Origin of the sequence: Hymenobacter persicinus, assembly GCF_004167665.1 — a bacterium.
In the GTDB taxonomy this organism is placed as follows: Bacteria; Bacteroidota; Bacteroidia; order Cytophagales; family Hymenobacteraceae; genus Hymenobacter; species Hymenobacter persicinus.
The window spans coordinates 40194-66118 of record NZ_SEWE01000006.1 but is presented as its reverse complement, the minus strand read 5'-3'; the positions used below and the strand labels follow the sequence as shown (position 1 = coordinate 66118).

General features: G+C 62.2%; 27 protein-coding genes. 12 read left to right on the top strand and 15 right to left on the bottom strand.

Going from position 1 to position 25925, the window contains the following annotated elements; genetic code table 11:
* Window positions 1-113: 113 nt before the first annotated feature.
* From EWM57_RS04470 to EWM57_RS04460, 3 genes are all read right to left on the bottom strand, one after another.
* Window positions 114-1466, bottom strand: a complete 1353-nt coding sequence (locus EWM57_RS04470; protein WP_129919933.1) for an ATP-binding protein — start codon at window positions 1464-1466, stop codon at window positions 114-116.
* 101 nt (window positions 1467-1567) lie between these two features.
* Complete coding sequence (locus EWM57_RS04465) at window positions 1568-2245, bottom strand: response regulator transcription factor (protein ID WP_129919932.1); 678 nt, start codon at window positions 2243-2245, stop codon at window positions 1568-1570.
* A 12-nt stretch (window positions 2246-2257) separates the two neighbouring features.
* On the bottom strand, window positions 2258-2596 hold the full coding sequence (locus EWM57_RS04460) for a tetratricopeptide repeat protein (protein ID WP_129919931.1): 339 nt from the start codon (window positions 2594-2596) through the stop codon (window positions 2258-2260).
* 77 nt (window positions 2597-2673) lie between these two features.
* On the opposite strand from EWM57_RS04460, the gene EWM57_RS04455 reads away from it, so the two are divergent.
* From EWM57_RS04455 to EWM57_RS04440, 4 genes are all read left to right on the top strand, one after another.
* Complete coding sequence (locus EWM57_RS04455; protein ID WP_129919930.1) at window positions 2674-3414, top strand: electron transfer flavoprotein subunit beta/FixA family protein; 741 nt, start codon at window positions 2674-2676, stop codon at window positions 3412-3414.
* 107 nt (window positions 3415-3521) lie between these two features.
* Window positions 3522-4499, top strand: coding sequence for an electron transfer flavoprotein subunit alpha/FixB family protein (locus tag EWM57_RS04450; RefSeq protein ID WP_129919929.1), 978 nt, complete (start codon window positions 3522-3524; stop codon window positions 4497-4499).
* 180 nt (window positions 4500-4679) lie between these two features.
* Window positions 4680-5303, top strand: coding sequence for a bifunctional nuclease family protein (locus tag EWM57_RS04445; protein ID WP_129919928.1), 624 nt, complete (start codon window positions 4680-4682; stop codon window positions 5301-5303).
* A 71-nt stretch (window positions 5304-5374) separates the two neighbouring features.
* Complete coding sequence (locus EWM57_RS04440) at window positions 5375-5914, top strand: YfiT family bacillithiol transferase (protein ID WP_129919927.1); 540 nt, start codon at window positions 5375-5377, stop codon at window positions 5912-5914.
* 73 nt (window positions 5915-5987) lie between these two features.
* Here EWM57_RS04440 and EWM57_RS04435 read toward each other — a convergent pair whose 3' ends face one another.
* The gene (locus EWM57_RS04435; protein ID WP_129919926.1) at window positions 5988-6818 is read right to left on the bottom strand and encodes an ABC transporter ATP-binding protein; all 831 of its coding nucleotides are present in this window, start codon (window positions 6816-6818) and stop codon (window positions 5988-5990) included.
* Window positions 6819-6823: 5 nt separating this feature from the next.
* Window positions 6824-7555, bottom strand: coding sequence for an MlaE family ABC transporter permease (locus EWM57_RS04430; protein ID WP_129919925.1), 732 nt, complete (start codon window positions 7553-7555; stop codon window positions 6824-6826).
* A gap of 114 nt (window positions 7556-7669) precedes the next feature.
* Between EWM57_RS04430 and EWM57_RS04425 the strand changes: the two genes are divergently transcribed.
* Entirely contained in the window at window positions 7670-8383 is a 714-nt protein-coding gene (locus EWM57_RS04425) for an SDR family oxidoreductase (RefSeq protein WP_129919924.1), read from the top strand.
* Between the two features lie 51 nt (window positions 8384-8434).
* Here EWM57_RS04425 and EWM57_RS04420 read toward each other — a convergent pair whose 3' ends face one another.
* A complete protein-coding gene (locus tag EWM57_RS04420; RefSeq protein ID WP_165370411.1) occupies window positions 8435-9166 on the bottom strand; it encodes a head GIN domain-containing protein in 732 nt (243 codons plus the stop codon).
* A 58-nt stretch (window positions 9167-9224) separates the two neighbouring features.
* On the opposite strand from EWM57_RS04420, the gene EWM57_RS04415 reads away from it, so the two are divergent.
* The 4 genes from EWM57_RS04415 (at window position 9225) to gldG (ending at window position 14208) form a co-directional block, all read left to right on the top strand.
* Window positions 9225-9920 (top strand): SDR family oxidoreductase, encoded by a 696-nt coding sequence (locus tag EWM57_RS04415; protein ID WP_129919922.1) that lies wholly within the window; start codon window positions 9225-9227, stop codon window positions 9918-9920.
* A gap of 105 nt (window positions 9921-10025) precedes the next feature.
* A complete protein-coding gene (gldA, locus tag EWM57_RS04410) occupies window positions 10026-10934 on the top strand; it encodes a gliding motility-associated ABC transporter ATP-binding subunit GldA (protein WP_129919921.1) in 909 nt (302 codons plus the stop codon).
* Between the two features lie 663 nt (window positions 10935-11597).
* Window positions 11598-12323 carry a gliding motility-associated ABC transporter permease subunit GldF gene (gene gldF / locus EWM57_RS04405; protein ID WP_129919920.1) on the top strand — a complete coding sequence of 242 codons (726 nt, stop codon included), beginning with the start codon at window positions 11598-11600 and terminating at the stop codon, window positions 12321-12323.
* 163 nt (window positions 12324-12486) lie between these two features.
* Window positions 12487-14208, top strand: a complete 1722-nt coding sequence (gldG, locus tag EWM57_RS04400; RefSeq protein WP_129919919.1) for a gliding motility-associated ABC transporter substrate-binding protein GldG — start codon at window positions 12487-12489, stop codon at window positions 14206-14208.
* Here gldG and EWM57_RS04395 read toward each other — a convergent pair.
* The gene (locus tag EWM57_RS04395) at window positions 14205-14711 is read right to left on the bottom strand and encodes a hypothetical protein (RefSeq protein ID WP_129919918.1); all 507 of its coding nucleotides are present in this window, start codon (window positions 14709-14711) and stop codon (window positions 14205-14207) included. The two genes, gldG and EWM57_RS04395, sit on opposite strands and share 4 nt — an antisense overlap.
* A 134-nt stretch (window positions 14712-14845) precedes the next feature.
* The gene (locus EWM57_RS04390; RefSeq protein WP_129919917.1) at window positions 14846-15289 is read right to left on the bottom strand and encodes a BLUF domain-containing protein; all 444 of its coding nucleotides are present in this window, start codon (window positions 15287-15289) and stop codon (window positions 14846-14848) included.
* A 223-nt stretch (window positions 15290-15512) separates the two neighbouring features.
* Here EWM57_RS04390 and dnaN point away from each other — a divergent pair, with 223 nt between their 5' ends.
* Both dnaN and gldC read left to right on the top strand, forming a co-directional pair.
* Window positions 15513-16637, top strand: a complete 1125-nt coding sequence (gene dnaN, locus EWM57_RS04385; protein ID WP_129919916.1) for a DNA polymerase III subunit beta — start codon at window positions 15513-15515, stop codon at window positions 16635-16637.
* Window positions 16638-16793: 156 nt separating this feature from the next.
* Window positions 16794-17138, top strand: coding sequence for a gliding motility protein GldC (gene gldC, locus EWM57_RS04380; RefSeq protein ID WP_129919915.1), 345 nt, complete (start codon window positions 16794-16796; stop codon window positions 17136-17138).
* 80 nt (window positions 17139-17218) lie between these two features.
* Here the strand turns inward: gldC and EWM57_RS04375 are convergent, their stop codons facing one another.
* The 5 genes from EWM57_RS04375 to EWM57_RS04355 form a co-directional block, all read right to left on the bottom strand.
* Complete coding sequence (locus tag EWM57_RS04375; RefSeq protein ID WP_129919914.1) at window positions 17219-17749, bottom strand: hypothetical protein; 531 nt, start codon at window positions 17747-17749, stop codon at window positions 17219-17221.
* 332 nt (window positions 17750-18081) lie between these two features.
* The gene (gene dcd / locus EWM57_RS04370) at window positions 18082-18621 is read right to left on the bottom strand and encodes a dCTP deaminase (RefSeq protein WP_129919913.1); all 540 of its coding nucleotides are present in this window, start codon (window positions 18619-18621) and stop codon (window positions 18082-18084) included.
* A gap of 50 nt (window positions 18622-18671) precedes the next feature.
* Window positions 18672-19535: a hypothetical protein gene (locus EWM57_RS04365; protein ID WP_129919912.1), complete on the bottom strand. Its 864-nt coding sequence runs from the start codon at window positions 19533-19535 to the stop codon at window positions 18672-18674.
* Between the two features lie 239 nt (window positions 19536-19774).
* Window positions 19775-21097 (bottom strand): glutamate-1-semialdehyde 2,1-aminomutase, encoded by a 1323-nt coding sequence (gene hemL, locus EWM57_RS04360; protein ID WP_129919911.1) that lies wholly within the window; start codon window positions 21095-21097, stop codon window positions 19775-19777.
* Between the two features lie 60 nt (window positions 21098-21157).
* On the bottom strand, window positions 21158-23215 hold the full coding sequence (locus EWM57_RS04355) for an ABC transporter substrate-binding protein (protein ID WP_129919910.1): 2058 nt from the start codon (window positions 23213-23215) through the stop codon (window positions 21158-21160).
* 175 nt (window positions 23216-23390) lie between these two features.
* On the opposite strand from EWM57_RS04355, the gene EWM57_RS04350 reads away from it, so the two are divergent.
* On the top strand, window positions 23391-24074 hold the full coding sequence (locus EWM57_RS04350) for a DUF1361 domain-containing protein (RefSeq protein WP_129919909.1): 684 nt from the start codon (window positions 23391-23393) through the stop codon (window positions 24072-24074).
* Window positions 24075-24081: 7 nt separating this feature from the next.
* Here the strand turns inward: EWM57_RS04350 and EWM57_RS21070 are convergent, their stop codons facing one another.
* Both EWM57_RS21070 and guaA read right to left on the bottom strand, forming a co-directional pair.
* Window positions 24082-24255, bottom strand: coding sequence for a hypothetical protein (locus tag EWM57_RS21070; protein ID WP_165370410.1), 174 nt, complete (start codon window positions 24253-24255; stop codon window positions 24082-24084).
* Between the two features lie 108 nt (window positions 24256-24363).
* Complete coding sequence (gene guaA / locus EWM57_RS04345) at window positions 24364-25896, bottom strand: glutamine-hydrolyzing GMP synthase (protein ID WP_129919908.1); 1533 nt, start codon at window positions 25894-25896, stop codon at window positions 24364-24366.
* Window positions 25897-25925: the final 29 nt, after the last annotated feature.

The following is a 25925-nucleotide window of genomic DNA, read 5'->3' as shown; positions in this document are numbered from 1 at the left end:
AGAAAAGCGAAATTCTTTCAAAAACTGCTTTTGGGGCTTCCCAACGAAGATTCTTTTCGCTGAAAAAAAGTAAAAAAGAGGCTGGGCCGCCCGGCCGGCCACGCCCGGTCCGGCTAAAAGCAGACCTCGGCCACCGTGCCCCGACCCGGCTCCGACTGAATCCGCAGCTCCCCGCCGTGCAGCTCGATGATGCGCCTAGCCAGGGGCAGGCCCACGCCGTGCCCAACCACGCCGCGGGCGTTGGCGGCCCGGAAGAAGGGCTGGAAAATCTGGCCCAGGTCTTTTTCCTCAATGCCGATGCCCTGGTCGGTGATGCGCACGCGCACGTGCCCGTCTTCAAAGGCGAAGCGCACGGCCACCGGCTGGGTGCCCGAGTACTTCAAGGCGTTGTCGAGCAGGTTGGTGAAGGCCCGGCTGAGCAGCTGGCGGTTGCCCCGGATTTCCATCCGTTCGGGGCTGGGCGGCAGCTCGGCCATCGTAATCTGCACCCGGGGGCGCTGGGCGGGCGCCACGGCCTCGCGGGCTTCCCACACCAGCTCGTCGAGGCGGATTTCGTCGGCGCCAGCCGCGGAGTCGGTGGCTTGGGTGAGTTCGAGCAGGTTGTTGATCAGGGATTTAAACTGCTGTAGCTCGGCCAGTACCGAGCCCAGAGCTTCGCGGTAGGCCGCCGGGTCCCGGTCCCGATTCAGCAGCACCTGGAGTTCCCCGATGGTGGCCGTAAGCGGGGTGCGCAACTCGTGGGAGGCGTTGGAAACGAAGGTGCGCTGGCCCTCAAAGCTTTCCTCGAGCCGCTCCAGCATTCTATTAAAGGTGCGGGCCAGCCGGGTTATTTCGTCCTGCTCGGTGCTCAGGCGCTCATCCACGCGCAGGTGCAGGTCGCGGGCGGTGATGCGGTCCACTTGGTCGTTGACGGCGGCAATGGGCGCCAGGGCCCGGCCCGAAAATACCCGCCCCGCCACGTAAATCATGACCAGGCTGCCCACGAAGATGCAGGCCAGAATAGTCGCCAGGTGCTCGAGGCGGGCCCGGCCGGAGTGGTTTTCGGCGGCCGCCACGATGATGTACTCGCCCTGATTGTCGCGGTAGAAAATGCCCACGGCCTGGCGGTTGGCCATGTCGAAGTACACCTCCTTCTCGGTCAGGATACGGGTCAGGATTTCGTCCGAAATCTGAATGCGCTTGTCCTGCTCAATGAAGCGGGGGTGGAGCTGAGCGTCGTAGATCTGCAGGACCTCGCCGGTGAGCGTGCGCAGGTAGCGGCGCTGAAACTCGCGGAAGGCCTCGGCCCGCAGTTCGTCCTGCTCCAAAAATACGTAGCCCGTCACTTCGGCCCGGTCGCGCAGGCGCTGGTGAAACTCCTCGTGGGTGTAGTCGGCCTGCAGGATGTAGATAACCGACATGGCCGCCAGCAGCAGCACCGCCACAATCCCCACAAATAGCCACGTGAGCCGGTTCCGAATGGTCATTATTTCAGGTGCCAGTTTTGAGTTGCGAGTTACCAGTTGCGAGTTACCAGTTGTCAGTAATCGTTGAACGAACTGGCAACACGCAACTGGCAACTGGCAACTCAATCTTCTTCCCGCAGCACGTAGCCCATGCCGACCACGGTGTGGATGAGCTTCTGGGAAAAGCCTTTGTCGACTTTGTTGCGCAGGTAGTTTACGTACACGTCGATGACGTTGGAGCCCGCGTCGAAGGAGTCTTCCCAGGAGTTTTCGGCCAGCTCGGCCCGGCTCAGCACCCGGCCCTTGTGGCGCATAAACAGCTCGAGCAGCCCAAACTCCCGGGCCGTGAGCTTGATGGGCTGGCCGTTGCGGGTCACGGTCTTGGCCGAAGTGTCCATGGTCAGGTCGGCCAGGGTGAGCAGGGCGCCCTTGGTTTCCTGCCCGCGGCGGCGGGTCAGGGCCCGGACCCGGGCCAGCAGCTCGGGAAAGTCGAAGGGCTTGACCAGGTAGTCGTCGGCGCCGCCGTCGAAGCCTTTGAGCTTGTCGGTGGTGGTGCCCAGGGCCGTGAGCATCAGAATCGGGACCTGCTGATCCTGGGCGCGGATGGCGTGCAGCACCTCGATGCCGCTGAGCACGGGCAGAATCACGTCCAGAATAATCAGGTCGTAACCCTTGTTGAGGGCCAGCTGCCGGCCGTAGTGCCCGTCGTAGGCCACGTCGAGCTCGAAGTGCTCTTCCTCGAGCCCGCGCCGGATAAAGGCCGACACCTTGGGCTCGTCCTCCACGAGTAGGATTTTCATCGGCCCGCGGCGTTATTCATCCTCGTAATCCAGGCCCAGCAGCGAGTTTAGGGCTTGCTGTAGTTCACTGGCCGCGTGCAGCTGCCCGGCCTGGCGGCTGACCTGCAGGCCCCGGCGGTAAACCTTTTCGGCCTCTTCAGGCTTTTCCAGTTGCTCCAGCAGCTTGCCGGCGTGGTAGTAAGTGCCCACGTACCCGGGGTGCTCGTCCAGCAGCTTTTGGTAGTAAGTCAGGGCCCGGTGGGGCTCCGTGGCCCGGTACTCGGTGGCAATGGCGTAGATGGTGAACGGGTCGTTCGGATCATCGGCATAAAAGCCTAGGAGTTGCTGCAGGCGCGTGGGCGTGGTATCCATCGGGAGGTAGTTTTCTGTATCTTCGCCCGAAATTAGGGGCTTTCCCGTAGTTTATCTTCCATCACAAGCAGCCGTAGATGAAGTTTCTCGTTTGCATCAGCAACGTACCCGACACGACCACCAAAATCACCTTCACGCCCGATAACAAGGAGTTCAACAAGGCCGGAGTGCAGTTCGTGATTAATCCCTGGGACGAATACGCCCTGACCCGCGCCATTGAGCTCAAAGAAGCCCAGGGCAGCGGCACCGTTACCGTCCTCAACGTGGGGGAGGCCGACACCGAGCCCAACATCCGCAAGGCCCTGGCCATCGGCGCCGACGACGCTATCCGCGTTAATGCCGCGCCCAAGGATGCTTACTTCGTGGCCCAGCAGATTGCCGCCATTGCCAAGGAAGGCGCCTACGACGTGATTCTGATGGGCAAGGAAAGCATCGACTACAACGGCTTCCAGGTGCACGGCATGGTGGGCGAGCTGCTCGGCATCCCGACCGTGGCCCCGGCCATGAAGCTCGACATGAGCGGCAGCACGGCCACCTTGGAGCGCGAAATTGAAGGTGGTAAAGAAATTGTCGAGGTAGCCGCGCCCTTCGTGGCCTCCTGCCAGCAGCCGATGTGCGAGCCCCGCATTCCGAACATGCGCGGCATCATGACGGCCCGCACCAAGCCGCTGAAAGTGGTGGAGCCCGTGGGCGAAGGTGCCCGCACCGAGGTAGCCGAGTACGCGCTGCCCCCCAAGAAGCAGGGCGTGAAGCTCATCCCGGCCGAGTCGGCCGGCGACCTGATCAAGCTGCTCCGCAACGAAGCCAAGGTTATCTAGCTGGTTTTTGGTAGCTGGTTTTTGGTTTTTGGCCTCGGCTGATTTCTGATTCCAGCGCCTATTGGAACTTCCCAAAAACCAAGAACCAAAAACAAAAAACCAAGAATATGTCCGTTCTAGTAGTTGTTGAATGTGATAATGGCGAAGTAAAGAAGTCTTCGCTGGAAGTGGCTTCCTACGGTAGCCAGGTAGCCCAGATGCTCGGCACGACGGCCACGGCCGTCGCCGTGGGCGTAGCTACCGAAGCCAACCTGGCCCAGCTCGGCGAGCAGGGCATCAGCAAGGTGCTCTACGACGCCGAGCCCCGCCTGAAGGATTTCGTCAATGGTGCCTACACCAAGCTCATTGCCGCCGCCGCCGACAAGGAGCAGGCCCAGGTGATTGTGCTGGCCAACTCCAACATCGGCGCTTCGGTGGGCTCGCGCCTGTCGGTGCGTCTCAAGGCCAGCCTGGCCACCAACGTGGTGGAACTGCCCAAAGCCAACGGCAGCTCGTTCACGGTGAAGCGCGGGGCCTTCTCGGGCAAAGCCTTTGCCGACGTGGTGCTGTCCGGCGACCGGAAAATCATTGCCGTCAAGAAAAACTCCATCGAGGCCCTGCATGAGGCCGGCAAAACGGCCACGGTGGAGGCTTTCTCGGCTTCGCTGACCGACGCCGACTTCGCCGATGCGCCCAAGCAGGTGGTGATGCAGGACCAAGCCGGCGGCATTCTGCTGCCCGAAGCCGATAAAGTAGTTTCCGGCGGCCGCGGCATGAAAGGCCCCGAAAACTGGCACCTCATCGAAGACCTGGCCAAGGCCCTGGGCGCGGCTACGGCCTGCTCCAAGCCCGTGTCGGACGTCGACTGGCGCCCCCACCACGAGCACGTGGGCCAGACCGGCATCACCGTGTCGCCGAACCTGTACAGTGCCTGCGGCATCTCGGGCGCCATCCAGCACCTGGCCGGCGTCAACTCCTCGAAGGTGATTGTGGTTATCAATAAGGACCCCGAGGCGCCATTCTTCAAGGCCGCCGACTACGGCATTGTGGGCGACGTATTCGACGTGCTGCCCAAGCTGACGCAAGCCGTAAAAGAGCTGGGCTAAGCCGCCCGAAAGTTGGGAACCCGGACCCTGGCCCCGCGCCGGGTGCTTGCGGGTTCCCAATTTTTTTGCCTTTTCCCCCGCCTATTCCAGGGCCTTTACTTTCTTTGTACGTAAGTAAGGCCGCAACCGAAGTCCCAACGACCCCAGCCGCAGGTCCGCGGAAGCTAAGTCCCAAGACCCTTGAAAAAAATCCAGCTTGAAATTCTGGGCCTGTCGTCCAGCCAGTCGCAGTCTGGTTCTTTCGCCCTGATTCTGGGCGAGAAGACCGGCAACCGGCGCCTGCCGATTATTATCGGCATGTTCGAGGCCCAAAGCATTGCTATTCAGATTGAAAAGATAAGCCCTAACCGTCCGCTCACCCACGATTTGTTTAAGTCGTTTGCCGAGCACGTGCACGTGGCAGTGCTGGAGGTTCTGATTTCGGATCTGAAGGAAGGGGTCTTCTATTCCAAGATTGTCTGCACCGACGGGGCCACTACCTTCGAGCTCGACGCCCGCCCTTCCGACGCCATTGCCATCGGGCTGCGCTTCGGAGTGCCTATTTTCACGGTGGAAAGCGTGCTCAGCGAAGCCGGCATCATCCTCAGCGACCTGGACGAGAATGCCGACGACGCGGACGACGACGATGAGGACGAGGATGACGACCTCACCGGCGGCGGCAGCAAGCCCGAGCCCACGCCCCGCGACCCGAGCGGGCAGGTGTCGCTCGACGAGCTGACCAAGATGCTGGCCCAGGCCCTCGAAAAGGAAGACTACGAGAAAGCCGCCAAAATCCGCGACGAACTCAACAAGCGCAACGGCTAAGCCCGAAGCTCGACTCCAACTAAAAAGGCTGTCCCGACCCCGGGGCAGCCTTTTCTTCTTACTTTGCTGCCATGACGAACCCTACCGACGAGCACCTACGCTATCCTATCGGGCATCCGCAGCTACCCACTCAGCCGTTGAGTGTCGCCCAGCGCACGGCCTATATCACCCAGCTAGCCGAGCTGCCGGCCCAGCTGCTGGCCGCCGCCAAAGCGGCCGGGGGCGAGGCCCTGCTGAAGCCCTACCGCCCTGGGGGCTGGACCGGCCGGCAGGTAATTCACCACGTGGCCGACTCCCACATCAACGCCTACACCCGCTTCCGCCTGGCGCTGACCGAGCAAAACCCTACCATCCGGCCCTACGACGAGGCTGCTTGGGCCGAGTTGCCCGACGTGGCCGCCACACCCATCACCGTGTCGTTGACTCTGCTCGAGGCTTTGCACACGCGCTGGGTCAATCTGCTGCACCATCTGAGCGAGGAGCAGTGGCAGCGCACGTTCTACCACCCCGGCAACGACCGGACCTCCACGCTGGAGCAGACGCTGGCTCTCTACGCTTGGCACGGCCGCCACCACCTGGCCCACGTGCAAAGCCTGCACCCGCAAGGATAGTCTTGAGCAAAGGCGTAAAAAAGCCCTGCCGCGCGGAAGCGGCAGGGCTTTTTTAAATTAGTATAGGCCAGCCTTAACCGGCCCGCTCGTTGGCCTGCTCGTCGCTGAGGGTTTCGTCGACGATGGCCGCGAGGCCGCCCTCGGATTCTTCGTCCACCTTTTTAGCGGCGCGCACGAGGCTGCTGCTGAAAATAAACTCCTTGAGCTCGGGTACGGTGGTATTCAGGATTTCGTCCTTGTTGCCATCCCAGAGTTTCTGGCCCTTGTGCAGGAAGATGATGTGGTCCCCGATTTCAACCACCGAGTTCATGTCGTGGGTGATGACGACGGTGGTGATGCCGTACTCGTGGGTGATTTCGTGAATCAGCTCGTCAATCTTGATGCTGGTGGCCGGGTCGAGGCCGGAGTTGGGCTCATCGCAGAATAGGTAGGTGCAGTTGGGCGCAATGGCGCGGGCAATGCCGACGCGCTTTTTCATGCCGCCCGAAATTTCGGAGGGCATCTTGTTGCCCGCGTTTTCCAGCCCCACGCGCTTCAGGCAGAACTCCACCCGGTCGCGGCGCTCCTCCCGGGTCATCTCGGGCGTGAGCATCTTGAGCGGAAACTCGGTGTTTTCAAACACCGTCATCGAGTCGAACAGGGCGCTGCCCTGGAACAGCATCCCGATTTTGCGGCGGATTTCCTGCTTGATGTCCACCTTGTTGTTGGTGAACACGGTGCCGTCGAAGGTGATGCTGCCGATATCGGGCTTCATCAGCCCCACAATGCACTGCAGCAGCACGCTTTTGCCCGTGCCCGAGCCGCCAAGCAGCAGGTTGCACTTGCCCGTTTCAAACACGCAGTCGATGCCCCGCAGAATTGGGTTGCCGTTAAAGGATTTCTGGACGTTATGAATCTCAATCATGGGAGTTAGAGCAGAACGGCGGCCAGCACGTAGTCGGCCAGCAGAATGGCAATAATGGAGTTGGTCACGGCCCCGGTGCTGGCCGCGCCGACTTCCAAGGCCCCGCCTTCGGTGTAGTAGCCTTTAAACGAAGAAATGGCCGACACCAGGAAGGCGAATACCACCGACTTGATCAGGGCAAAGGCAATGTTGTAGGGTACAAAGTCGGTGCGGATGCCTTCCACGTACTCCTGGGCCGACATGGCGCCCGAAAGCGTGCCGGCCAGGTAGCCGCCGGTGATGGACAAAACCATGGCCAGAATCACGAGCAGGGGAAACATGAGCATGGCCGCCACGATGCGCGGCAGCACGAGGTAGGACGCCGAGTTGATGCCCATCACTTCCAGGGCCGACACCTGCTCGGTGATGCGCATCGTGCCCAGGCCGCCGGCAATGCTGGAACCCACTTTGCCCGCCAGCACGATGCTGGTAATGGTGGGGGCCAGCTCCAGAATCGTCATTTCGCGCACCATAAAGCCGATGGTCGACTTTGGAATGAGCGGGTTGACGAGGTTGTAGGCAATCTGGACGCAGGTAACGGCCCCGATACAGGCCGAAACGATAGAGACGATAAAGACCGAGTCGATGCCAATGAGGATGGCTTCATCGAGGGTGCGCTGCCAGAGCACCGCAAACCGCTCTTTCCGGACCAGCATGCTCTGCATGAAAATCAGGAACTCGCCGAAGGTTTTGACCATAAAATCGAAAAACAGAAGAAAGAAAGCGGAAACTTGCGCCGGAAGGGAATAGTGGCCCCAGCCGGAAAGCGGGTCCGCTACCCTTACGTAAAAACCTCAACCGGAAGCAAAGGAATGCAAAAATATATCGTCGTAACGGGTGGTACGAAAGGAATTGGGCGGGCCGTGGTAACCCGCTTTGCCCAGGCAGGCTTCGCCGTAGTGACCTGCGCCCGCTCGGCCGCCGACCTGGCCACGCTCACAACCTCCCTGGCCCAGCAAGTTCCCGGCGCCGTGGTGCACACCTTGGCCGCCGACCTGAGCCAGGCCGCCGAAACTGCCCGCTTCGCCGAATTTGTGCAGCGCTTCGGCGCCCCGATTGAGGTGCTGGTCAACAACACCGGGGCCTTCGTGCCCGGCCGCCTGCAGGATGAGCCCACCGACGGCTCCCAGCTCCGGCAGATGATAGACGTGAACCTGTACAGCGCCTACGACCTGACCCGGGCTCTGCTGCCGGCCATGATGCAGCGCCGCACGGGGCATATTTTCAACATGTGCTCCACGGCCAGCATCATGGCTTACCCCAACGGCGGCTCCTACTGCGTGGCCAAGTTTGCCCTCTACGGCATGACCAAGGTGTTGCGCGAGGAGCTCAAGGAGCACGGCCTGCGGGTGACGGCCATCCTGCCCGGGGCCACGCTCACGGCCAGCTGGGAGGGCGCCGACCTGCCCGCCGAGCGGTTTATCAAGCCTGAGGACGTAGCCGAAGCCGTGTTCGGGGCTTATTCCCTTTCGCCCCAGGCCGTGGTGGAGGAGCTGCTCATTCGCCCTCAGCTGGGCGACATATAAAGGAATGAGCTGCGAATGGGGAATTGCTCGTGGCCGTAATTCCCCATTCCACTAGTTGCCCTGGAGTACTTTGCCCTTGTCGGTCACCTGGAGGCTGACTTGGGCGGGGTTGCCCTGGTAATGGACGGTGCCGGTGCCGGCGTGGCTGCCGAAGAGGGCTTCCGCAAACGAGACAAACGCGTCGCCGTCGGAGTCCTTGGTCAGGCGCAGGGAGCACTGCCGGGTTTGCAGGCCCTGGGCGCGGAGCGTGCCGCTGCCGCCCACCAGCAGCTTGGCATCGTCGGCGCGGCCGCGGATGCTCACGTCGCCGAGCTCGTACATGTCCAGGTTGAGGTAGTGGCTGCTGATGTCGAGGTCGAAGTCGCCGGCGCCCACGAGGTGGCAGAACAGCGTGTCGGCCCGAAAATTACCGGCCGTGCGCACGTTGCCCTGGCCGTGCAGGCGCACGTCGAGCAGGCGGGGCAGGTGCAGGGTCACTTCCCGGGGCGTGTCGTAACGACGCATCCAGTTGCAGCGGCTGGTGTTTTTAATCACCAGCTGCCCGTTGCTGACCGTGAGTTCAATGTCTTCCTGCAGATTCTTACCCGTGCGCACCTCGGCGTAGGTTTCCGCGTCCTGCACCAACGTCACGTCGACATTGTCGTTAGCGGTAAGGATGCGGAAGGGGGCCAGCTCCCGGCGCTCGGTGGTCACCTTGCCCGTGCTTTTAAGGCAGTCCGTTTCGTGGTCTTTGCCGCAGGCGGCCAGTAGCAGTACGGCGCCGAGCGTAGCGCCCGCACCCAAAAGCCGCCGGGCAGCGTTACCTTGCAGCACATTTTTTATCCGAAACATCACGCGCAATATGGACCTGACCGGCAAGATAGTTATTCTCACAGGCGTCAGCAAAGGAATCGGCCGGGCTACGGCGGAGGCGCTGCTGGCCAAGGGCGCCATCGTTGCCGGCTGGGGCCGTACGGCTCCCGAAGGACTGGAGCACGAGCGGTTTCAGTTCATTGAGTGCGACGTGCGCAGTGAAGTGTCGGTGCAGGAAGCCTACGTGAATACCCACCGGGAAGTGGGCGAGCAGGTGCACGTGCTTATCAACAACGCCGGCGTGGGCATCATGGGCCCTGTCGATGGTTTCGCCGGGGACGACTGGCGCACAATGTTCGACACCAACGTGCACGGCACCTTTTACTGCTGCCGGGCGGTGCTGCCGCAGATGAAAAAGCAGCAGCTGGGCCACATCATCAACGTGGCTTCCCTGGCCGGCACCGTAGGCAGCGAAAATATGGCCGGCTACTGCGCCACCAAGTTTGCGGTGCGGGGCTTTTCGGAGGCGCTGTTCAAGGAGGTGCGTCACGACGGCATCAAGGTCACCTGCCTGAGCCCCGGCTCGGTGGAAACCAACTTCACCGGGGCCACGCCCGGCGCCGTGCCCAACCCCCACAAGCTCCAGGCCCAGGACGTGGCCGCCGCCATCGTGCACGCGCTGGAAACTCCGGCCGGGGTGCTGATTTCGGAAGTAGAAATGCGACCTTTGCAGCCCAAGAAATGAGTTGTTCGTTGTCCGTTGCTAGTTGTTAGGTCGTTCAAGAACTGACAACTGACAACTGACAATGAACAACCGGCAACTGGCAACTGGCAACTGGCAACTCATAAAATGGTTGAAATAAAAGGCCTCACCAAAATCTTCGGCATCCAGCATGCCGTGGACAACATCAGCTTCACGGTGGGCAAGGGCGAAATCCTGGGCTTCCTGGGGCCGAACGGCGCGGGCAAGTCCACCACGATGAAGATTGCCACTGGCTACGTGCCGCCCACGGCGGGCACCGTGCGCATCGACGGCTTCGACGTGCTGACCGACGCGCTGGAAGTGCGTCGGCGGGTGGGCTACCTGCCCGAGCACAACCCGCTCTACCTCGACATGTACGTGCACGAGTACCTCGAATTTATCGGCTCGGTGCACGGGCTCGGCGGGGCCGCGCTGCGCCGCCGGGTGCAGGAGCTGGTGGATAGGGTAGGGCTGGGCCGGGAGCAGAACAAGCTTATCGGGGCTTTATCGAAAGGCTACCGCCAGCGCGTGGGCCTGGCCCAAGCCCTGATTCACGACCCCGGCGTGCTCATCCTCGACGAGCCCACCACCGGCCTCGACCCCAACCAGATCCAGGAAATCCGCCAGCTGATTCGGGAGCTGGGCCAGGATAAGACCGTCATTTTCAGCACCCACATTCTGCCCGAAGTCACGGCCCTGTGCAGCCGCGCGGTCATCATCAACCGCGGGCAGCTCGTGGCCGACTCCCCGGTGGCCGACCTGGGCGCGGGCGCGGCCGGCGAAACCATCATCCGCGCCGAGTTCGAGCAGCCCATCGACCCGGCGCCCCTGCTGGCCTTGCCCGGCATCAGCCGGGTGGAAGCCGAGGGCGCCAACACCTACCGCATCCGCGCCGCCGCCGGCACCGACCAGCGCGGGGCCATTTCCCGCCTCGCCGCCCAGCAGGGCTGGGTTCTGCTCGGGTTAAGGCAGGAAGAGCAAAGCCTGGAGCAGGTGTTTCAGGCGTTGACGAAATAGATATATGCAGGTTAATGAGGTCAAGCCATATTTTACAAGGAAGATAGCGCAAAGCCTTGCGTTGTTAATTCCTGTTACTTTTTTGGCTTCAATAGGCGTTTTTGGGCTGTTGAGAAATAAAGTATTTATTGATAATCTGTCCGTATTAAACTTTCTTCAATTTAATCTGAAAGGAAGTAGCTATAGTTGGATTCCAGGTATTATATCATATGGATTAGTCGGAGGTATGATTATTTACCTCTGGTCTTCTGTCTGGGTTATGCTTCCTCAGCTCAAAGCTGTTGCACTTATTTTCTTGATTTCTGGATTGCTTCTACTTTACCTGGGTTTTTTTAGCGTAGAACCCGACAATGATTCGCTGTTTTCTATTGAAAAAGCTAGTAAAATATCCTTTTGTTATATTTTAACTACGGTATTGGCATATTTTTTTATGCTTGGTAAAGTAAGTAAAATTTATAACCGGATAATTATTGTTACTGTAGCATTGTATTCAATGTATCTATTGTTTTCTGCGCCATATTCAAAAACTGATTTTTTGAATCAAAATCACTTTATAATCCTAGGTATGGTCTGGTATTCATATTTCTACCTGTTTTTGAAAAGCGAATGTTCGATAAGTTATCCAGTGGAAAATGCTTTGAAAAACAAACCAAAGTTCTCGTAATGCTTGCCATCCTTCGCAAAGAATTCAACTCCTTCCTGAACTCGCCCGTGGCCTACGTGGTGCTGGGCGTGTTTCTGGTGGCGACGGGCCTGTTCGTGTGGGTTTTCCCGGACAGCTCGGTGCTCGACTACGGCTTTGCCGACCTGCAGACGCTGTTCAACATCGCGCCCTGGATTTTCCTGTTCCTGATTCCGGCCCTGACCATGCGCACCTTCGCCGAGGAGAAAAAGGCCGGTACCATCGAGCTGCTGCTCACCCGCCCGCTCACCGACGGGCAGATTATCGGGGGCAAGTACCTGGCCTGCCTGCTGCTGGCCTTGCTGGCCCTGGTGCCCACGCTACTCTACTACTACTCGGTGTACCAGCTCGGCGCGCCGGTCGGCAACATCGATTCGGCTGCTACCGTGGGCTCCTACCTGGGTCTGGCCCTGCTGGCGGCGGTGTTTGCGGCCATCGGCATCTTCGCCTCGGCCATTACCCGGGACCAAATCATTGCCTTCCTGGTGGCCGTGGTGGGCTGCTTTCTGGTGTACTCGGGCTTCGACTCCCTGGCCTCGGTGTTCGACGGCGCCCCGGCCTACTACATCAGCCAGCTCGGCATTGCCGCCCATTACCGCGACATCAGCAAGGGCCTCATCGACTCCCGCGACCTGACCTATTTCTTTTCCCTGGTTGCCGCTCTGCTGCTGGCCACCCGGCTGGTGCTGCAAAGCCGGAATTGGTAAAGAACGAATTCCCCTCCTTTTTTCAAGGAGGGGTGCCCGCAGGGCGGGGTGGTAAAATCGTTGAACGACTCGTTGCTTTGGTAAATACGCAACGACCATCAACCACCCCCAACCCCTCCTCAGCTGCGGAGGGGAGCCGTTAGCTCTAAAACATTTGCCACGTATGGCTTCTGATACCACCGAAGTTTCTGCCCACCCCAACGCTTCCCGCCGCCGCCGCGACTGGCTCCGCTTTCTGGCCGTGGTCGGCTTGCTGCTGCTGTTCAACTTCATCGGCCAGCAGTTTTTCTTCCGCCTCGACCTGACCCAGGAAAAGCGCTACACCATGGCCCCGGCCACCCGGCAGTTGCTCGAAGGCCTCAAGCAGCCCGTGACCGTAACCGTGTACCTCGACGGCGACTTTCCGCCCGCGTTTCGGCGCCTGCAGCAGTCGGTGCGCGAAACGCTCAATGAAATGCAGGTCTACGGCGGCGCCAACCTGCACTACGTCTTCGTGGACCCCTCGGCGGCCGCCACCGAAAAGGCCCGCAACGAGTATTACGCGTCGCTCTTTAAGAAAGGCCTGAAGCCCACCAACCTCGGGGCCAACGAAAACGGCAAGCGGGTCGAGAAAATCATCTTCCCCTGGGCCACCGTGGCCGCCGGGGGCAAGGAGGAGCAGGTGCTGCTGCTGCGCGGCAACCAAGCCGCGCCCTCCGACGTGCGCCTCAACCAGAGCATCGAGGGCCTCGAATACGAGCTGGCCAGCGCCATCCGCAAGCTCACGCCCGGCACCCGCAAGCGCATTGGCGTGCTCGAAGGCCACGGCGAGCTGAGCAACGTGGAGGCCGGCGACCTCATCGGCTCGTTGCAGCAGTACTACGACGTGTTCCGCGTGGATCTGAACAAGGTGCGCCCCCAGGACATGCAGAGCCTGAGCGCCGTTATCGTAGCCAAGCCCGCCACGGCCTACTCCGAGCCCGAGAAGTTCAAGCTCGACAAGTTTATCACCGAGGGCGGCAACGCGCTGTTTTTCGTGGACGCCATGCGCGTGAACCTGGACAGCGCCAACCGCGGCGGCATGCTGTCTTTCCCCCTCCAGCTCGGCCTCGACGATTTGCTCTTCAAGTACGGCGTGCGCGTCAACCCCGATTTGCTGCTCGACCTGAACTCGGGCGTGATTCCGCTCATCACGGGCATGAGCGGCGACAAGCCCAAGGTGGAGCCCATGCCCTGGCAGTTTTACCCGCTCATCAACAACTTCAGCCAGCACCCCATCACCCGCAACCTCGACGCGGTGTACACCAAGTTCGTCAGCTCCCTCGACACGGTGAAGGCCGTGGGCATCCGCAAAACGCCGCTGCTGTTTACGTCGCGCTACACCCGGGTCTTGCCCTCGCCGGTGCCCATCAACCTCAACGACGCCCGTCTGGAGCCCGAGCAGAAGCTCTACAAGCAAAGCTTCAAGCCCGTGGGCTACCTGCTCGAAGGGCAGTTCAGCTCGCTCTACGCCAACCGCGCCGCGCCCGGCACCACCGAGTTTCAGCCCGCAAAATCCCCGCAGGCTAAGCCCTCGAAGGTGCTGGTGCTGTCCGACGGCGACTTTATCCGCTCCGAAATCGACGCCAAGACCGGCCAGCCCTACCGCCTGGGCTTCGACCGCCTGGCCAACACCGAATTTGCCAACCGCGAGCTGGTGCTCAACGCCGTCGACTACATGCTCGACGAAAGCGGCTTGATTTCGGTGCGCGGCAAGCAAATCACCCTGCGCCCCTTGGATAAGCTCAAAGCCCAGGAGCAGCGCCGCAGCTGGCAGCTGCTGAATCTCGGCGCGCCGCTGCTGCTACTCGGCATCTTCGGCGCCGTGCGGGCCTGGCGGCGCAAGCGGCGCTACGCGCGGTTTTAGAAAGCCGGTGGCGTTTGCTCCACCAGTTTCCCCAGCACCTCGGCCTCCCGCTCCAGCCCGGCGATGCGCGCTTCGAGCAGCTTCTGGGGGCCCGCGCCGCAGTCGTCGAGCAAACCGCTTTGGGCTTCGGCTTCAAACAGGGCCAGCCAGTTTTCTTCCAGCGCGGGGTTGCGGACAGGACCGGTCCAGGCGCGCAGGGCGGGCAGGGCTTTCAGGCGGGCCTCGAAAGGCACAGCCCGGGTCTGCATCAGCTTCAGCTTGTAGCGCAGATTGCGCAGGTGGTGCTGGCAGTAGTCGAGACGGGCCAGCAGTGGCTCCGGGTCCGGAGTGGGTGGGGGCAGGGGAGGCGGGGCCGGCTGGGTCTGCCCGGCCGCGTCGAGCACCCGGCCCAGGCTGGCAAAGGTCAGGCGGGCTTCCTGGAGGGCGGCACTATGGGGCAGCGACCGATGGCCCTGCTCGGCCAGCGTCACACTTACGCGGCCTAGCCCTAGCCAGCTGGCCATTCGTTCCTGGGTTAGCCCAAATTGGGTTCGGATGGAGTCAGCCACGCGGGAAGGAGTGAGGTGAGAGGAAAAGACGTAACAATTTTTGTTGTAACAATATAGAATGTTACAAAAGAAAATGTTACGTCCTTCGGCTAATACCGGATTTCTCCCTCCGTCACGAAGGTCGCCAGCACGGTGTGCAGGGCGTCGCTGCCGGCATCGGCGGTTGAGGTGAAGTACTCCGTTTGGCCCGGGCGCTGGTAGCCGGCCAGGTGCTCAAACTCCCGCGAGTTCACGGCCCGGAACCCCATGCTCCACTGCGAGAAATTGCGCTGCGCTATCGGGCCGTCGGCGAGCTTCACCACGCCGGTGTGGCGGTAGTCCTGCTCGATGCGGCGGAAAATGGAGGTCACCTCCTCCTCCGGGCCTTCGAGCACCTGCATGATCTCGCCGTGGCTGTAAAGCAGCACGCCGGTCAGGTCGTGGGCCGTATTCCAGGCCCGCGACTGCCGTAGCAAGGCCTCCAGCTCCGGCTCGGTGAAGGGCGTGGTGGCGGTGCTTTGGTAAACCAAGTGGTAGAGCGGGGCAACAGACATACGGGGCAACGAAAAACGGTCGAACTGCGAAGTACGGGGCTTTGCCGGGAACGCGCAATGGTTGAGGTTACCTGAAGCTGCGCGGGTGGCCGACGGGGGGGTTGGGTACGGTGGCCGGCGCCCGCCGAAAGGCCGGGATTCTCTGCCGCCGGGGCGCTAGAAAACCCCGCCGCGGTTCCCTATCTTTGTCGTCTTCCCAAAACGCCCGACAACCCCCGTTCCTATGAAGTTTATCGTCTCGTCTTCCGCCCTGCTCAAGCAGCTCCAGAGCATCAACGGCGTGGTCACGAACAACCCCGTGGTGCCGATTCTGGAGAACTTCCTCTTCGAAATCGAGGACGGCAAGCTGACGATTACGGCCTCCGACCTGGAAACCAGCATGATTACCGAGCTGCCGGTGGAAGCCCGCGAGAGTGGCCGCATTGCCGCCCCGGCCCGCATCCTGCTCGATACGCTCAAAAACCTGCCCGACCAGCCCGTGACCTTCACCCTGGACGAGGAAACCTACACCATCGAAATTGCTTCCTCGAACGGCCGCTACAAGCTGGCCGGCGAGAATGCCACCGACTTCCCCCGCGTACCGGTCGTGAAGGGCTCGGCCCCGATTGAGATGCCGTCGTCCTCGTTGTCGCGCGCCATCAACAAGACCATCTTCGCCGTCAGCACCGACGAGCTGCGCCCGGCCATGACCGGTATCCTCGTCCAGCTCGCCGACGCCCAGGTGACCTTCGTGGCCACCGACGGCCACCGCCTGCTACGCTACCGCCGCTCCGACGTGGGCGCCGGGCAGACCGCCAACCTCATCATCCCGCGCAAGGCCTTTAATCTGCTCAAGAGCGCGCTGCCCTCCGAGGCGACCACCGTGCGCGTGGAGTTCAACAACTCCAACGCCTTCTTCAGCTTCAACCAGATGCGCCTCGTGTGCCGCCTGATCGACGAGCGGTACCCCGACTACGAGAACGTTATTCCGGTGTCGAACCCGAACAAGCTCATCATCAGCCGCGCCGACTTCCTGAACTCGGTGAAGCGCATCAGCATCTACTCCAACAAGACCACCCACCAAGTGCGCCTGCGCCTGGCCGGCTCCGAGCTGACCATTTCGGCCGAGGACCTCGACTTCAGCAACGAGGCCAACGAGAAACTGCCCTGCCAGTACGACGGCGAAGACATGGAAATCGGCTTCAACGCCCGCTTCCTGGCCGAGATGCTGTCCAACATCGACTCCGAGGAAATCACCCTGGAGCTGAGCACCCCGAACCGCGCCGGCCTGCTCATGCCCACCACCCCCGACGACAACGAAAGCATCCTGATGCTGGTCATGCCGGTGATGCTGAACAACTACGTGTAAGGACGGTTTTCAGAGCCCAACAGAACAATCTGTCATCCTGAGCTTGCGAAGGACCTTATCACGAACGAACGGCCGGCGTATCAACGACTCGTTCAACGGGCATAAGGTCCTTCGCAAGCTCAGGATGACACACTTTTTTACAAGAACATCCTTCCGATGAAAAAATCCGAAATCCGCTTCAGCATTGCCCTCGACGACCAGAAGGTGCCCGAGGCCATCAGCTGGCAGGCCACCGATGCGGGCCCCGATATTCACTTCGCCAAGGCCATCAACATTGCCCTCTGGGACCGGGACCAGGCCGGCACGATGAAGATTGACCTCTGGACCAAGGACATGCCCGTCGATGAGATGAAGCACTTCTACGTCGACACCATCGGGGCCATGGCCGAGAGCCTGCAAACTGCCACCTCCGACACCGTGATGGTGAAAAAGATGCGTGAGCTGTGCCAGGAGCTGATGAACCACATCAACGAGGAAGCCGAAAAAGGCGGCAGCAACTAGCTTCGCCGCTTGCGCTTAACGCATAAAAAAGCCCCGCTGGAAATTCCAGCGGGGCTTTTTTATAGAGTTTGCCGGTGAGCCTAGCGGCCCCGTACGGCGGAAGCGCCAGTGGTCCGGGCTTTGGGCGTGGCGGGCCCGATGGTAGCGCCCCGGCTGCTGGCGGGCAGCGGGTTCTGCACCGAGTTAACGAAGTTGGAGTTGGTTACGCGGGCCGCATAGTCCTTATCAAACTTATAGAAGTCCGAGCGGGAGTCGTAGTAGTCGCTGTACTGGTCCGTGGACAGCACGGCGCGCAGCTCCTGGTCGCGCTCCTTGCAGACCAAGCCGCACTGCTCGTCGATCAGCTTGGCGTTGCCGGCGTTTTTGCGCTCAATGGCGGCCATCTTAGAAACTTTGTCCTCGTTGATGGCGCGGAGCTTGGTGCTCTGGTAGCCATTGAGGCGCAGGTCGCGGGCCATCTGGTCGGAGAGGCGCTTGGCGCGGACCTGTACGTCGGAGAGGCGGGGTGAGGGTTGCGTTTTATCCTGGGGCTGAACAAGCGAGGGCTGCTGGGCCTGAACGCCGAGCGTGGCAGCCAGAAGCAGTGCGCCGAGAGCAAGTGACTTTCTCATGATATAGAACCGTTTGCTTGACAAATCCGTGAGGACCCCGGGCCGGCGCATAGCACCTTACCAAGGCCATTGTGCCTTTACTAACGAAAAACTGTGCCAGGGAGTTCGGGTGACCAGCCTACGGCCCCGCGTCAGAACGCACCGGACGGCGCCCGCATTGCCCGCCGGCAGTTATATTCTACGACCCCGGCCGCCGCGCCACCAGAACACGAAAAAGCCCCGGTCTGGGGCAGAACCGGGGCTTTTCTGAGGTGCACCGTCAACAACGGCGGGAAGTAGGCTGGGCTGACAGCGCCGCGCTTCGCCCCCCGCCAGGACAAGGTTTTATAACCCTACCACTCGTTTTTCCACATCATCGACTCCACCGGCTTGTCGGTGCGGTCGTTGTATTTGGCGTTGGCCTTGCGGTTGTAGAAGGTTTGCACGTCGCCCTGCACGGCGAAGTAGATCAGCTGGCCGATGGGCATGCCGGGGTAGACGCGCACGGGCTGGGTGACGGAAATTTCCAGGGTCCAGGTGTTGCAGAAGCCCACGTCGCCCTTGCCGGCGGTGGCGTGAATGTCGATGCCGAGGCGGCCGACGCTGGACTTACCCTCCAGAAACGGCACCTGGGCGTGGCTTTCGGTGTATTCCTCCGTCACGCCCAGGTAGAGCACCCCGGGCTGGAGCACGAAGCCTTCGTCGGCGGGCATTTCAAACACGTCAATTTCGTTGTGCTTGCGGGCGTCCAGCACGGCGTCGCGGTAGGTGGCCAAGTAGCGGCCCAGGTGCACATCGTAGGAGTTCGTGCCCAGGCAGCTGGGGTCGTAGGGCTCGATGACGATGTTGCCCCGCTCTATTTCGGCGAGAATCTGCTGGTCGGTCAGAATCATGGGTTCGGGTGGAAATGGATAATGCAGGGGCGAAGCGGTTCAGAACGGACTTAGTTCGCGTCCTCGTCCTCGTACCGGTCTTCGGGCAAAGCGCCGGCGGGGCGCCGCTTCGGGCGGCTCGGGTCGGGGCGCTGTTCTTCGAGCTCCTCGGCTAGGCCGTCGAGGCGGGCGCGCAGGTCGGGCAGCACGTTCAGCAGCATGTGGGCCAGCATGCACGTAGATCCGGCGGCCAGCAGCAACGTCAGGTAGTCGAGCCAGTCGTGGTGGGAGGGCGCGGCGGCTTCGGGGGACCGAATAACCGGGGCCGTAGCCGATTCCGCGCGGGCTTCGGGCTGGGGCGTGGGGTCTTCGATGGGGGCCGTAACGGGGGGCTCGGCGCCAGCATCGGCGGGAGGTACGGCGGCGCCGTCGGCAGCCAGATCCTCGGGGGCCGGATCTTCGGAGGCGTTGAACTGGGCCGCGGCCTGCTTGATAACCCGCTCTTCGGCCCGGATCAGGGCCACCCGCTCATCCCGCGGCAGGTTGTGGATGAAAAACTCGAAGTTCTTGTCAAGTAGGATGCTGCGCAGCTGCTTCTCGAACTCCACCAGGTCGGTGCGGCCCTTGCCGAAGCGGTTTTTGAAGCGCTCCGAGGCGTCGTTGTAGTTCTGGAACAGCTTTTTCAGGTCCGTATTGGCCCCGAAGCCGTCGAACTGCCGACGGGCGGAGTGGGAGCGGAGCGCCACCGGAAACTTGCTGCGGGTAAACGACTTGTCGTACACCGTTTCCATCGTGCGGAAGTTGAGCTCGTCCACGGTGCGGTCAAACAGGCGCTTGTTGGCCACAGCGGGAGCTTCGGTCTGAGCCCGCAGCGGACCCGGAAAAGCCACGCACAACAGGAAAAATACCGGAAACAAGAGGCGAAGTCGGAGCATAGCGGCGGAGCAGTTTTGCCGCAAAGGTAACCGGTTGGCGGTCTGGTTCGGAAGCCCGGGCGAAAAACTGTTTGCGGACCGCAGTGCGGAGTCTGTTGGGCGACCTGGCCGGATAGGCAACGCAAAGGACCTCATCCGGCCAGAACGACCATCGTACCAACGACTCGTCCTGACCGGATAAGGTCCTGCAATTGACTCCGGATGGCCCAAGTGAGCAGCCATCCGCTACAGCCTAAGCCTTACAGGCCGTGGGCTTCGCGCATCGACTCGCGGCAGGCGTCCAGGTAGCGGTCCACCAGCTCGTCGGTCATGGCCGTCGATACGAACAGGGTTTCGTACTGGGCCGGGGCCAAGTAGATGCCGCGGTGCAGCATGGCCCGGAAGTAGCGGCCAAACGCCTCGGTGTCGGAGGTTTTGGCGTCTTCGAGGTCGTGCACCGGCTTGTCGGTAAAGAACACGCTGAACATCGAGCCCACCTGGTTGACGGTGTAGTTCAGGCCCATGTCAGCGGCAATCTGCCGGGTGCCGTCGGCGAGGCGGGTAGTGATGCGCGCCAGCTCGGTGTAGAGCTCGGGGTGCTCCTGCAAATACGTGAGCTGGGCAATGCCGGCGGCGGTGGCAATGGGATTGCCGGAAAGCGTGCCGGCCTGATAAACTTTGCCGGCGGGGGCCACGCAGTCCATGATGTCGCGGCGGCCGCCGTAAGCACCCACGGGCATGCCGCCCCCGATGATCTTGCCGAGCGTGGTCAGGTCGGGCGTGATGTTGTAGAGTTCCTGGGCGCCCCCGCGGGCTAAGCGGAAGCCGGTCATCACCTCGTCGAAAATCAGCACGATGCCGTGCTCGGTGCACAGCTCGCGCAGGCCCTGCAGGTAGCCTTCAGCCGGGGCTACGAGGCCCATGTTGCCGACTACGGGCTCCAGAATCAGGGCGGCTACCTGGTTTTTGTTGGCTTTGATGGCCTCCCGGGTAGCTTCAAGGTCGTTGTAGGGCACCGTGATGGTGTCGCGGGCCACGCCCTCGGTGACGCCGGGCGAATCGGGGGTGCCCAGGGTGAGGGCGCCGGAGCCGGCCGCAATCAGGAAGGAGTCGCCGTGGCCGTGGTAGCAGCCCTCAAACTTGATGATCTTGTCGCGCCCCGTAAAGCCCCGCGCCACCCGAATAGCCGACATGGTCGCTTCCGTACCCGAGTTGACGAGGCGAACTTTCTCGATGCTGGGCACCATCTTCTTGATGAGCTCGGCCATTTCCACCTCCCGCCGGGTGGGGGCGCCAAACGAGAGTGAGTTCTGAATAGCACCCTGCACCGCGTCGAGCACCACCTGCGGGGCGTGGCCCAGAATCATCGGACCCCAGGAGTTGATAAAGTCCAGGTACTGGTTGCCATCCACGTCGGTCAGCCACGCGCCCTTCGCCGACTGCATAAACACGGGGTGGCCGCCCACGGCCCGGAAGGCCCGTACGGGCGAGTTAACGCCGCCGGGACTGTGGTCTTTGGCGCGGGTAAACAGCGCGTCGGAGGTGGTCAGAGTCAGGTCGGGGGAGGAAGTGGGAAGGGACATGGGCAAAAGTAGATAGTGCCGGGCCGGAGCCCGGATGAAGCGTGAGAGAAGCGGAAGCGGTTAGCGGACCCCAACCGGGTTGAGGACCTCAAGTTCGAGCCGCTCGAGCTTGGTAAAAGGCACGTACTGGTTGTCGTGGGCGCCGCCGGGGTAGCCGATGCCCTGGAATACGCTGCCCGAAACCGGCCCGGAGGCGGCCAGGTTTTGCTGGAAGGCGGGACCGTTCTGGTGAAGTTGGGAGCCAAAGTAATACAGCAGCTCGAAACCCGTGAAGGCAAACACCGACGGCGGCAGATTCTGGCGCTGGGTGTAGAGCTGGCGGAAGCGGCGCACCCCGGGCAGGGTTTTGTCGAGGTACTTGGGGTGCACGAAGTACACGTCGCGGGCGTCGAGCTGGCCCAGGCTGATACGCGGGTTTTCCAGCCACGAAGCGTACGTCAGCAGGGGCAGCCGGGCACCCTGGGTTTGCAGCACGCCCAGCGTGTAGGGCCCGATCTTGCGGGCGTCGGAAGCCACCACGAGGTGCCCGACGGTTTTCAGATCCAGCCCCGCAAAACCCGCGGCCAACGACTCGTCCACGTCGGAGTTGATGCGGCGCAGGGCCTGAACTTTGCCGCCCAGGGCTTCGTAGGTGGTTTTGTAGGCCTGGGCAAAGGCGGCTTCGTCCTTGGTGTCTTCGTAGAGCACCACGGCCGTGCGGGCCGTAAACTGGCTGAAGGCAAACTGCGCCGCCAGCCGGGCCTGGGTGGCCGAGCTGGACTCAAACAGGTAGTGCCAGCCGTTGTCGAGCACCAGGTCGCCGTCCTGGGAGAGGGGATTGACGCAGATAATCTGGTGCTGCTGGGCGTAGCGGGCCAGCAGCTTGCTGCCCGACTTATAAATGGGCCCAATAATCAAATCCATGCCGGCCAGCTCGGGCAAAGCCAGCACCTGCTTGAGCTGGAGCGTGTCGGCGCCAGTGTCGTACGAAAACAACTGCACCGGCCGGCCCTCACGCTGGAGCGAGTCCTGGGCCAGACGCATGCCGGCGTAGAGGTCCGTCACAAACTGGTTTTTGCGGACTTTCTCCCAGCTCGGGTCGTTGAATTCGAAGGGCAGCAGCACGGCCACGTTGTAAGAGCTTTTCTTGGCCGGCTTGGGGCGGGGCGTGTAGCGGCTGCGGTCGAGGCTGAGCTGGGTGATGAGCTGGTCGAGCGTGGCCTTGTCGGCGTCGGTGTACCAGCCCCCGTTGGCGAGCTTGTCGGCGTAGGTGCGGCCCAGCGTGGCATCTTGGGGGTAGCGGGTCAGCAGGGTCTGAAACTGCGCTTTGTCCTTGAGGCGGGGCAGATACACGGCCTTCATGTTTTCGCGCTCCGCCACGAGCTGGCCGGCGGGCAGCTGGCTGAGCATTTTCAGGGCATTGTCGGCCTCGCCCTGCTCGAAGGAAACCTGGCCCTGCAGGAAAAAGGCGTCGGCCATGCCGGCCCAGCCGGGGTACTCGGTGCGCAGCAGGTTCAGCATCTGCTCGGCCTCGGCCCACTTCTTGGCCCGGGTGGCGGCCACGGCGTAGAGGTAGGCCGCCTCGGGGGCGCGCTCAAACCGGGCCCCGGGCTGGGCCAGCGGCTCCAGTTCCTGCATGGCCAGTTCGTAGCGGGTCTGGGTGATGAGCGTCTTGCCGTTCTGGTAGCGGATGTTAGGGTCGGACGAGCCCAGGTTGGCTGGCAACGGCGGCCCCACGGGCTTGGCCGGCGCCGGTTTGGGAGCCACTGCCGGGGCGGGAGCGGTGGCACCGGGCTTGGCCGGCGCCGTGGCCGCGGCTTTAGCTGGCGCGCCCGAAGCCGGAGTGCCGGGCTTGGTCGGCACCGTGGTTTTAGCCGGCACCGTCGGCTTAGCCCCGGCAGGTGCGGTGCCGGATGCTGCTGCGGCTTTGCCAGGTGCGGCCTTTGCTGGCGTGGTGGCCGTGGCGGGCTTGGCCGCGGCCTTGCCCGCCGGAACTGAACTAGCGGCAGGCGTCACTTTGGCCGGCGCTGATTTGGGCGCCGGAGTCGGGCGGGTAGTAGGCTGCTGGGCAAGGGCGGGCAGCGCCAGCAGGGCGGTGGTCAGCAGGCAGAGCAGGCGGGGCGAACGGGTATGCCTCATCGGGGCGGGCCGGGTTGGTTGGGAGCAGGAGCAAGGGGCACAAAACGACGGGGCACGCCATTCCGGCCGGGCAAAGGTACGCAGGAACCGCGGGGAAGATTTGGTGCTTCCGGGGGCCGGCAATACCGGGCCGGGTAAAATTTCCGTTATTCGTTCTTCGCGAATCCGCTGCCCTATGCCCGTCCCGCTCCCGCTGCTTTCCTTCGACTACATGCGTCGCCGCCTCGGCCTGCTGCTGCTCTTCGGAGCTTCCATGGCGCTGAGCGTAGCGCTGCTGGCCTTCCGCATCTACCTTACCCACCAGGTTACCTACGTTTTCCTGCTCTGGAATCTGTTTCTGGCCATTGTACCCTTCGGGATGAGCACCATGCTGGGTTTGCTGGCCCGGCCGGCCCCACCCCGGGTGCTGCTACCGCTGGCGGCCGTCTGGCTGGTGTTTTTTCCCAACGCCCCCTACATCGTCACCGACTTCGTTCACCTCAATACTTGGCCCGAGGTGCCCGTGTGGTATGATCTGACCCTGATTCTGTCCTTTGCCTGGAACGGGCTGATGCTGGGCTTCTGCTCGTTGCAAGAAATGCAGCGCCTGTTCACCCGGGCTTACGGGCTGCTCTGGGGGTGGGTATTCGTGGGCACGGCGCTGCTGCTGGGCAGCCTGGGCGTGTATTTCGGCCGCTTTCTGCGCTACAACAGCTGGAACGTGGTATCGAATCCGGTGGCCCTAGCCCAGGACCTGCTAGCCCGCTTTCTGCACCCGTTTGCTTACCCCGGCACCTACGGCGTGACGCTGCTGCTGACGGCCTTTCTGCTGCTGGGCTACCTCACGGTGCGGCAGCTGGGCCATTTTGCCCGGGAATAGGACGGGGCTAACCGCGCAGGCCCAGCAGCAGGTACACCAAAAACAAGGCGCTGCCGGTCAGGATGCCGAACAGCACCCAGCGCAGGGCGTACCAAACCGGGGAAGCGCCTTCCATTGGCCGCAAGCCGGGCCAGGCCATCCACAGACTAATAAAGGCAACAAGCAGCGCGGCGTAGAGCATCGGCGGAAAGAGTTAGAGCGTTCCGGCAAAAGTAGACGCTTCCGCCCCAATCAAAAACTGCCGCCCCAGTTACCCGGAGCGGCAGTTTTATGCTTATATCAGCCAGGGTTATTCCCACTCAATCGTTGCCGGGGGCTTCGAGCTGATATCGTAGACCACGCGGTTGATGCCGCGCACTTGGTTGATGATTTTGTTTGACACGTCGGCCAGGAACTCGTAGGGCAGGTGGGCCCAGTCGGCCGTCATACCGTCCACGCTGGTCACGGCGCGCAGGGCTACCACCTGCTCGTAGGTCCGCTCGTCGCCCATCACGCCCACGCTCTGAATCGGCAGCAGCATCACGCCGGCCTGCCACACTTGGTCGTAGAGGCCGTAGCTTTTCAGGCCGTTGATGAAAATGGCGTCGGCCCGCTGCAGCAGGTTTACTTTCTGCGGGGTGATGTCGCCCAGAATCCGGATACCCAGGCCGGGGCCGGGGAAGGGGTGACGGTGCAGAATGTTGTGGGGCAGGCCCAGCGCGTCGCCCACGAGCCGCACTTCGTCCTTGAACAAGGCCCGCAGCGGCTCCACGATTTTCAGGTTCATTTTCTCCGGCAGCCCACCCACGTTGTGGTGGCTTTTGATGGTCACGGCCGGGCCCTTCACCGATACCGACTCAATCACGTCGGGATAAATGGTGCCCTGGGCCAGCCACCGGGCGCCCTGCACTTTCTGCGCTTCCCGGTCAAACACCTCGATAAAGGTGCGGCCAATGGCCTTGCGCTTCTGCTCCGGGTCGGTGAGGCCGGCCAGCCCGGCGTAGAACTCCTGGGAGGCATCCACCCCGCGCACGTTCAACCCCAGATCCTTATAGGAATGCAGCACGTCGGCGTACTCGTCCTGGCGCAGCAGCCCGTTGTTGACGAAGATGCCGTGCAGGCGGGGGCCGATGGCGCGGTGCAGCAGCAGGGCCGCCACGCTCGAATCGACGCCGCCCGAGAGGCCCAGAATCACCTGGTCGTCGGGGCCAATGGTGTGTTGCAGGGCCTGCACCATGCTGTCGACGAAGTGCTCGGCGGTCCAGTCGGCCGCGCAGCCGCAGATGTCGAGCACGAAGTTGCGCATCAGCAGCTTGCCTTCCGTGGAGTGCGTGACTTCGGGGTGAAACTGGATGCCGTAGGTGGGCTGGCCCTGGACGTGGTAGGCGGCCACGGCCACTTCCGGCGTGCTGGCAATAATGTCGTAGCCGGCCGGCAGAGCCTGAATCGTGTCACCGTGCGACATCCACACCTGCGAGTCCCGGGTCAGGTCGCGCAGCAGGGGGCTGGCCGCGTCGAGGTGGGAGAGGCGGGCGCGGCCATACTCGCGGATGGTAGCCGGCAGCACTTCGCCGCCGCCCTGCTGGGCCAGCAGCTGGGCCCCGTAGCACACGCCCAGCACCGGCACGCGGCCCAGGTAGCGGCTCAGGTCCGGGTTGGGCGCTTCTGGGTCGCGCACGGAGCATGGCGAGCCCGAAAGCACAACGCCCCGGATATCCTCAGTGAGGTCCGGGGCGCTGCTATACGGGTGAATCTCGCAGTACACATTCAATTCCCGAATGCGTCGGGCAATGAGCTGGGTGTACTGGGAGCCAAAATCGAGAATCAGGATTTGTTCAGGCATGCGACAAAGGTAGTAAGGCGCGGCAACCG

Excerpts from the sequence above, each read along its gene's own strand:
- EWM57_RS04470 (WP_129919933.1), bottom strand. The coding sequence starts at position 1,466 with ATGACCATTCGGAACCGGCTCACGTGGCTATTTGTGGGGATTGTGGCG.
- EWM57_RS04465 (WP_129919932.1), bottom strand. The coding sequence starts at position 2,245 with ATGAAAATCCTACTCGTGGAGGACGAGCCCAAGGTGTCGGCCTTTATC.
- EWM57_RS04460 (WP_129919931.1), bottom strand. The coding sequence starts at position 2,596 with ATGGATACCACGCCCACGCGCCTGCAGCAACTCCTAGGCTTTTATGCC.
- EWM57_RS04455 (WP_129919930.1), top strand. The coding sequence starts at position 2,674 with ATGAAGTTTCTCGTTTGCATCAGCAACGTACCCGACACGACCACCAAA.
- EWM57_RS04450 (WP_129919929.1), top strand. The coding sequence starts at position 3,522 with ATGTCCGTTCTAGTAGTTGTTGAATGTGATAATGGCGAAGTAAAGAAG.
- EWM57_RS04440 (WP_129919927.1), top strand. The coding sequence starts at position 5,375 with ATGACGAACCCTACCGACGAGCACCTACGCTATCCTATCGGGCATCCG.
- EWM57_RS04435 (WP_129919926.1), bottom strand. The coding sequence starts at position 6,818 with ATGATTGAGATTCATAACGTCCAGAAATCCTTTAACGGCAACCCAATT.
- EWM57_RS04430 (WP_129919925.1), bottom strand. The coding sequence starts at position 7,555 with ATGGTCAAAACCTTCGGCGAGTTCCTGATTTTCATGCAGAGCATGCTG.
- EWM57_RS04425 (WP_129919924.1), top strand. The coding sequence starts at position 7,670 with ATGCAAAAATATATCGTCGTAACGGGTGGTACGAAAGGAATTGGGCGG.
- EWM57_RS04415 (WP_129919922.1), top strand. The coding sequence starts at position 9,225 with ATGGACCTGACCGGCAAGATAGTTATTCTCACAGGCGTCAGCAAAGGA.
- gldA (WP_129919921.1), top strand. The coding sequence starts at position 10,026 with ATGGTTGAAATAAAAGGCCTCACCAAAATCTTCGGCATCCAGCATGCC.
- gldF (WP_129919920.1), top strand. The coding sequence starts at position 11,598 with ATGCTTGCCATCCTTCGCAAAGAATTCAACTCCTTCCTGAACTCGCCC.
- gldG (WP_129919919.1), top strand. The coding sequence starts at position 12,487 with ATGGCTTCTGATACCACCGAAGTTTCTGCCCACCCCAACGCTTCCCGC.
- EWM57_RS04395 (WP_129919918.1), bottom strand. The coding sequence starts at position 14,711 with ATGGCCAGCTGGCTAGGGCTAGGCCGCGTAAGTGTGACGCTGGCCGAG.
- EWM57_RS04390 (WP_129919917.1), bottom strand. The coding sequence starts at position 15,289 with ATGTCTGTTGCCCCGCTCTACCACTTGGTTTACCAAAGCACCGCCACC.
- dnaN (WP_129919916.1), top strand. The coding sequence starts at position 15,513 with ATGAAGTTTATCGTCTCGTCTTCCGCCCTGCTCAAGCAGCTCCAGAGC.
- gldC (WP_129919915.1), top strand. The coding sequence starts at position 16,794 with ATGAAAAAATCCGAAATCCGCTTCAGCATTGCCCTCGACGACCAGAAG.
- EWM57_RS04375 (WP_129919914.1), bottom strand. The coding sequence starts at position 17,749 with ATGAGAAAGTCACTTGCTCTCGGCGCACTGCTTCTGGCTGCCACGCTC.
- dcd (WP_129919913.1), bottom strand. The coding sequence starts at position 18,621 with ATGATTCTGACCGACCAGCAGATTCTCGCCGAAATAGAGCGGGGCAAC.
- EWM57_RS04365 (WP_129919912.1), bottom strand. The coding sequence starts at position 19,535 with ATGCTCCGACTTCGCCTCTTGTTTCCGGTATTTTTCCTGTTGTGCGTG.
- hemL (WP_129919911.1), bottom strand. The coding sequence starts at position 21,097 with ATGTCCCTTCCCACTTCCTCCCCCGACCTGACTCTGACCACCTCCGAC.
- EWM57_RS04355 (WP_129919910.1), bottom strand. The coding sequence starts at position 23,215 with ATGAGGCATACCCGTTCGCCCCGCCTGCTCTGCCTGCTGACCACCGCC.
- EWM57_RS04350 (WP_129919909.1), top strand. The coding sequence starts at position 23,391 with ATGCCCGTCCCGCTCCCGCTGCTTTCCTTCGACTACATGCGTCGCCGC.
- EWM57_RS21070 (WP_165370410.1), bottom strand. The coding sequence starts at position 24,255 with ATGCTCTACGCCGCGCTGCTTGTTGCCTTTATTAGTCTGTGGATGGCC.
- guaA (WP_129919908.1), bottom strand. The coding sequence starts at position 25,896 with ATGCCTGAACAAATCCTGATTCTCGATTTTGGCTCCCAGTACACCCAG.